We start from the raw sequence: 5,568 nt of genomic DNA on the forward strand, positions 1-5,568 counted from the left end.
CTCAAACAGGATGCATAATCGCTCGCGCGGTTACGCAAGCGCGACAAATCCAAACGGATCGTCGCTCGACGCGGGGTGGAGCAGCCCGGTAGCTCGTCAGGCTCATAACCTGAAGGCCGCAGGTTCAAATCCTGCCCCCGCAACCAACGATAATTGCAAATTTGCCCATGCAAGACGCTTCACAGAAAGCTCCTCAACATAACCGTCGAGGAGCTTTTTGTTGTTTGACCTCCGTGTCGATCTCGCCGGCCTCCAGCTTGTCCGCAAAATCCGCATGCGCCTCGGCGATGAAACGGCGCTCCATATAGCTCAGCACGTCCATCTGGGCGAGGATGCTGGCGATCAGGCCATGGACCTGCAGGGTTGCCGGCTGATGGCCGGTGACGTGCCCCGTCAAATTAGGCCAGTAGCAACCACTTCAGGGTAGATATTACGGTAAGTTCCTTGTCTCCGGTTGCGTTCTGAGGCAGATTAGCAATGGTACATCGGAGTTGAGGCCCGCTCCTCGGTTGATTTTCCAGCGGGACTGGAGTCCGGGAGGCAGGTTTCATACGATGGCAGCGTTGGCGCGGGTTCGGCTCGGGGTTGAAACACCTGGGCTGTGTTTGGTGCTGGGGGACGCGCAAGGATGTTACTTCAGATTGTCACGGGCACTGGCGTGCTGCTTGCCACGATCTTTATTCATGGCATGGCGGCTATGCTGCTGCTCCGGATAGGACGAGGTGCCCTCTCGGCGATTACCTTCGCCACGATCGGCTATGGCGACACCATGCCATCCACCGAATGGCGGCTCGCCAGTGCCATCGAAGGTGTGAACGGAATCCTGCTGCTCGGCTGGACTACGGCATTTCTTTTCAAAGTCTCGGAACTGTCGTCCACCCGGACTGCGGATCAAAACATCGCACAACCGTGAAACAAGGACTTGCGGTGCGAGACGGGGCCCGGTGCACGGGACCGACGTACGCAACCATCAGTGGCTGTCCCTTGCAGAAAGGGGCTTCGCCGACTTCTGATCCAAGCCAGGAGGTGTTGTTATGCAGGGAGTGCGTGTTGAAGGCGGTCGACACCAGAAGGTCATAGAGGCAGCTTTGGCTTTGCTGCTTATGTCCATGCTGATCGTCGCGAGCTTCTGGGTACTGCTGGCCTTTGTCGGTGTCCTCACCTACGCAGTGATCCTTGCCATTGCGACAGCTGGGCTGTTTGATCGAATAGTCGAACTGCTGAACGGAAGGCGTCGCCTGGCTGCCGTGTTATTCGGCGTGGTCGCCGTGACGATCATCATCGTGCCGTTGATCTATCTCTGTTCCGCTATTGCTGACTATCTGAGTGTCGCCGAGGCGTGGCTGAGCACGGCGGGCACTCGCGGAATCCCCAACCTTCCCGAGTGGATTGCGGGACTTCCGCTGGTCGGAAACAAGGTATCGGCGGCATGGCAGGAACTGCAGCGCGAGGGCCTGGTGTTGATGCAGCGCTACCAAACCCAGCTTGCTGCCGCAGGGCGCTGGCTCATCAACCTGGGTGCGGGTCTTCTGGTGGCCGTCCTTGAAATCTTCGTGGGCGTCATCATAGCCGCGGTACTTCATGCGTCGCGCACCTGGGTGCTGCGGTTTGTCTCCGCCATCATGGTCCGCATAGTTGGACCGAAGGGGCCAGAATTGCTGAATGCTGCGGGAAGGGCCATAAGCGGCGTTGCAATCGGCGTCATTGGAACGGCTCTGCTCGAGGGAGTGCTGGCCTGGATCGGCTTTGCAATCGCCGGCGTTCCAGGAGCCATTGCCTTGGCCGCAGCGACGTTTTTCCTGGCCGTTATCCAGATTGGACCTCTTCTGGTCTGGCTGCCGGTAGCGATCTGGCTGGGTTCCGAGGGGCAAACCGGCTGGGCCATTTTCACCGCTGCATGGGGGATCATTCTACTCATGGGAGCAGACAATATCGTGAAGCCTATGCTGATCGCCCGCAGCGGGCAGTTACCGATGCTCGTGCTTTTCATGGGAGTGATCGGGGGCTTGGCAGCCTGGGGCTTCACCGGCATGTTCATCGGTGCGACGACGCTGGCGGTGCTCTGGACCGTCTTGCAGGCTTGGCTCGGCACGAATGAGGAGCAGCCGGCAGCGGTCACCTGAGTGTCCTTCAGCTTTGACGCTGCTGTTTGAGGCCGTTGGTGCCCCGCAAAACCTCCGGGCCGGCCGGCGTCGGGCTGGCGGATACGGACGGGTCAAGAAGAGAGATCCAAGTGCGACACCCCCAAGTGGATCCTTTGAAAGAGGCCAGGCGCGTCATTTGGCATAAGTTTCGCGTGTTTCCGATTGCGGCCAGAAGATTGCAGCCATCAGGAGCGTGTAGATCAACGCCGCGCCGACGTAGACAATGCGGGTCGCGAAGGATTCAGCGGCGCTGCCGGGCACCGGTGACACGCCAAGCCCGAACAGGATCAGGAAAGTCGTGAGAGCGCCGGCGTACATCTTAGCATCTTTCGACCGGCCCGCGGCGCGCCCGCCCAGGATCAGCGTCACCACAAGGACGATGAGAAAGATCGAGATGACGTTCGGACGTAGCATGAGGATGGAATAGGCGATGGATGCCAGGATCCCTCCTGACAGATTGATGACCACAAGCCCGAGTGCCATTCGGCTGCTCGCAGCGGCATCGAATTGGCCGAGCAGCGAGGCGATTGTGATGGGGATGACGAGCGCTGCGGACAGTTGATCGTTGATCAGACAGACCGCCACCGCCCCCAGCAGTATCGCTGTGTTCGCCAATGCTCGCCCATAGGAGGGAGGTCCGGCTGCTGCCGTAGCCGCCACGCGGCGCGTCGAAGGCGGCTCCGGGAACACCGCATGGGCGAGCCACATCAGAAGTGTGCCACCGAGAATGCCGCTTATCAGGATCGACAGGATTGAATTCGCAAGATCCTTGTTCAGGATTCCGATCAAGGGAACCATAATTGCGACGACCTGCACTAGAAAAATCGCGGACCCGCCTGTGCCGGCCGACTGGGCCACGAAACAGGAGAAGTAGATCAGCGCCAGCAGGATCAGGAATGTCGAAGGGCGATCGCCAAACAGATTCGTCAAGACCATCATGCCGATCCCCGTGAACAGGATCAGCAAGGCAGCCCCTAATGTCTTGCCTAGCGGCATCGGACCGGAGCTACCCAACAGGAACTGTGTGGCAAAAATAGGCACGAGGAACGGCACGATGGCACCGAGCGACACAGCGGAGGTAAATCCCACGGAAACCGCAAATGCCACCCGCAGTCCCTTTCGACGCTGCTCCGCAAGCGCGGTGTCGTTTTCAGCCGACATAGCTAAGCACCGATATGATGCGGATCCACAGCCAGCCCCAGGCATTTGTGACCGGATGATCGCCGGTGTAGATGACGACGGTCGCCTGCGAGCCATATCGCACGCCCTTTGGCCGTTCTACGTCCATGACTAGGCGAACCGGAAAGCGCTGCGCCTCCTGGACCCAGCCGGTGTCGGTCCGGATCGTCGGCAGACCGGTGTTCGGGTCAGTCCCGCCGCCGCCCTGCTGAGATACGCCGAGGCCGACGCTTTCGACCTTGGCAGGAAAGAGCCGTCCGGGGAGTGCATCGAAAAGCAGCTCGGCACGATTGCCGACGGCGACATTCTCCAGGCTGTTCTCCTTGAAGGCGGCGGCAATCCAGATCGTCCCGACATCGATGAATGTCATGGCCGGCTGGCCGACGCTGACGACCTTGCCGATGGAAAGCTGCAGGTTCGTGACGACGCCGGCCGATGGTGCGTGAACGGTGGTTCGGACCAGGTCCAGCTGGGCGGCCTCCAACGCCGCAAGCGCTTCCCGGAGCTGCGGGTTGTCTTCGCCTGCCGGGCCGAGCTCTTCCTTGGCCTTGGCGAGATCGGCCTCCGCACCAGTCACCGAGGCCTCAGCCTGCTCGTAACTGGATTTCGCCGCATCGTACCTTGCCTTGGAAAACACGCCCCGCTTGACCAGTTCGGTAGCCCGCGCGTACTCGTCGCGCTGGTTGTCCCGATCCGCCTCCATCTCCACCAGCTTGGCCTGGGCGGCGTCCACGGTCGCAGTGGAAGCGCCAAGGGTCTGACCGACAAGCGCCAGATTGGCCTCCGCTTGGGCGACGGCGATCTGATAGGTGCTGGGATCGATGCGGAAAAGCACCTGACCGGCTTCGACCAGCGTGTTGTCGTCGACATTGACCTCTACGACCCGGCCGGTCACCTCAGGCGCGATCCCCACGACATAGGCCTGAACCTGCGCTTGGGAGGTGGAGGGTGTACGCCGCTCCATGAAGACGGACAGCACAAACAGGACGAGCGCCAGGAGCACCAGTATGAGCGCCGTCCTGCGCAACGGATTGCGGCCGGCGACGACAGCTGCAGGCTGGGTTGAATCCACGGCTCTTCCCCCGGAAAGACGCTATTCATCGAGTCCACGGCCTACTGCGCGGTATACCGGAAGCCGAACTGGACCAAACCGCATATTACACCTTACCAGCGGAGATGTCGTCCGAATAGACGATGCGGGTGCTCAAAGCATAGCGCCGACGAGGCAGCATCGGCGGATAGGCGATCGTTTTCCACGTTACCGCGCGGGTGTTCAATTCTCTCGGTGATACAGATTGACGAGGCCGGCCGCCGGCTGATCTACGAAGGGTTATCATCGGCATGCTACTGCTGTACGGCCGGCGGAAGAGCTGAAGGCTGCTCATTTGGCTTCAATAGGCCGACTTTGCATGAGGTCCGGCAATAGCGGATATCGTTGAAAAACCGCGTCCACAGCGTCCCGGATGCTCAGCTTTCGGGCCCTTACCCATCCGATCTGGTTCGGCATCGAAGGAGACCTTCTGGCCGTCACGAAGGCTTGAATTCCGGAAGCCTGCAGGGCCGAGATGTGAACGAACACATCCTTAGCTCCTCCGGCAAGATTGGATGTGGCCTTGCAATTTGGCGCATTGAGGATTGGGGGATGGGCGAAGCTCTCTACTTCACCTTCGTGACAGGACTTACCATCGGCTACGGCGATTTTACGCCCAAACATTTCTCGGCTCGGGTGCTGGCATTGGTAATCTTTGCCGGGATTGTGCTGACTGGTCTAATTGCAGCGGTCACCGTCAAGGCACTGGACGCGGCTGACCGCAACGTCGCTTTGGGCTCGCGTGCCTTGGACGACCCCACAAAGATTTAGCCGGATGAAAGCGGTCGCGCAGGGCTCACGTTTGAGTCCACTTGTGCGCCCCGCGAAATGCTTTCATAAAATGCCGAATGTACAAGTGTCTGTGTGATCAGGCCCCCGCAACCAACGATAATTGCAAATTTGCCCATGCAAGACGCTTCACAGAAAGCTCCTCGACATAACCGTCGAGGAGCTTTTTTTGTTTCTGCTCCGTGTCAATCTCGCCTGAGGCAATTCTCGTCATCAGTGAGCTGGCTCGGTTTGTCTGAACAGTACCCGGCGTTTGTTAAGTGGATTCCCGCCTTGGTTACGCTGCAGCCAGCATCGGCGTCAGCGCGTTGAAATAAGCCTGATCCGGTGTCTGCCGGTCAAGCGATGAATGCGGGCGCCGTTGGT

Annotated in this window: 6 protein-coding genes, 1 tRNA gene and 1 pseudogene; 4 read left to right on the forward strand and 4 right to left on the reverse strand. The window is 59.7% G+C overall.

Annotated features, from left to right (window positions below; all coding sequences use genetic code 11):
* The first annotated feature begins 69 nt into the window (after positions 1-69).
* Positions 70-146: transfer RNA gene (locus tag AC1DMK_RS30750), tRNA-Met, on the forward strand.
* Between the two features lie 47 nt (positions 147-193).
* Here AC1DMK_RS30750 and AC1DMK_RS30755 read toward each other — a convergent pair.
* On the reverse strand, positions 194-397 hold the full coding sequence (locus AC1DMK_RS30755) for a hypothetical protein (protein ID WP_477864003.1): 204 nt from the start codon (positions 395-397) through the stop codon (positions 194-196).
* Positions 398-628: 231 nt separating this feature from the next.
* Between AC1DMK_RS30755 and AC1DMK_RS30760 the strand changes: the two genes are divergently transcribed.
* The gene (locus AC1DMK_RS30760) at positions 629-913 is read left to right on the forward strand and encodes an ion channel (protein WP_477864004.1); all 285 of its coding nucleotides are present in this window, start codon (positions 629-631) and stop codon (positions 911-913) included.
* 121 nt (positions 914-1,034) lie between these two features.
* Complete coding sequence (locus AC1DMK_RS30765; RefSeq protein ID WP_477864005.1) at positions 1,035-2,123, forward strand: AI-2E family transporter; 1,089 nt, start codon at positions 1,035-1,037, stop codon at positions 2,121-2,123.
* A 153-nt stretch (positions 2,124-2,276) separates the two neighbouring features.
* Here the strand turns inward: AC1DMK_RS30765 and AC1DMK_RS30770 are convergent, their stop codons facing one another.
* From AC1DMK_RS30770 to AC1DMK_RS30780, 3 genes and pseudogenes are all read right to left on the reverse strand, one after another.
* Complete coding sequence (locus AC1DMK_RS30770) at positions 2,277-3,305, reverse strand: DUF2955 domain-containing protein (protein ID WP_477864006.1); 1,029 nt, start codon at positions 3,303-3,305, stop codon at positions 2,277-2,279.
* Positions 3,295-4,395 (reverse strand): HlyD family secretion protein, encoded by a 1,101-nt coding sequence (locus tag AC1DMK_RS30775; RefSeq protein ID WP_477864007.1) that lies wholly within the window; start codon positions 4,393-4,395, stop codon positions 3,295-3,297. The genes AC1DMK_RS30770 and AC1DMK_RS30775 overlap by 11 nt, the downstream gene beginning before the upstream one ends.
* 397 nt (positions 4,396-4,792) lie before the next feature.
* A pseudogene (locus tag AC1DMK_RS30780) lies at positions 4,793-4,917 on the reverse strand (cold-shock protein); the annotation flags it as partial.
* Between AC1DMK_RS30780 and AC1DMK_RS30785 the strand changes: the two are divergent.
* A complete protein-coding gene (locus AC1DMK_RS30785; RefSeq protein WP_477864008.1) occupies positions 4,891-5,184 on the forward strand; it encodes a potassium channel family protein in 294 nt (97 codons plus the stop codon). The pseudogene AC1DMK_RS30780 and the gene AC1DMK_RS30785 overlap by 27 nt on opposite strands.
* Positions 5,185-5,568 lie beyond the last annotated feature (384 nt).

The sequence above is a fragment of the Rhizobium sp. 05L419 genome, from assembly GCF_056397845.1.

Coding starts and splice junctions, on each gene's coding strand:
- AC1DMK_RS30770 (WP_477864006.1), bottom strand. CDS start 3,305: ATGTCGGCTGAAAACGACACCGCGCTTGCGGAGCAGCGTCGAAAGGGA.
- AC1DMK_RS30760 (WP_477864004.1), top strand. CDS start 629: ATGTTACTTCAGATTGTCACGGGCACTGGCGTGCTGCTTGCCACGATC.
- AC1DMK_RS30765 (WP_477864005.1), top strand. CDS start 1,035: ATGCAGGGAGTGCGTGTTGAAGGCGGTCGACACCAGAAGGTCATAGAG.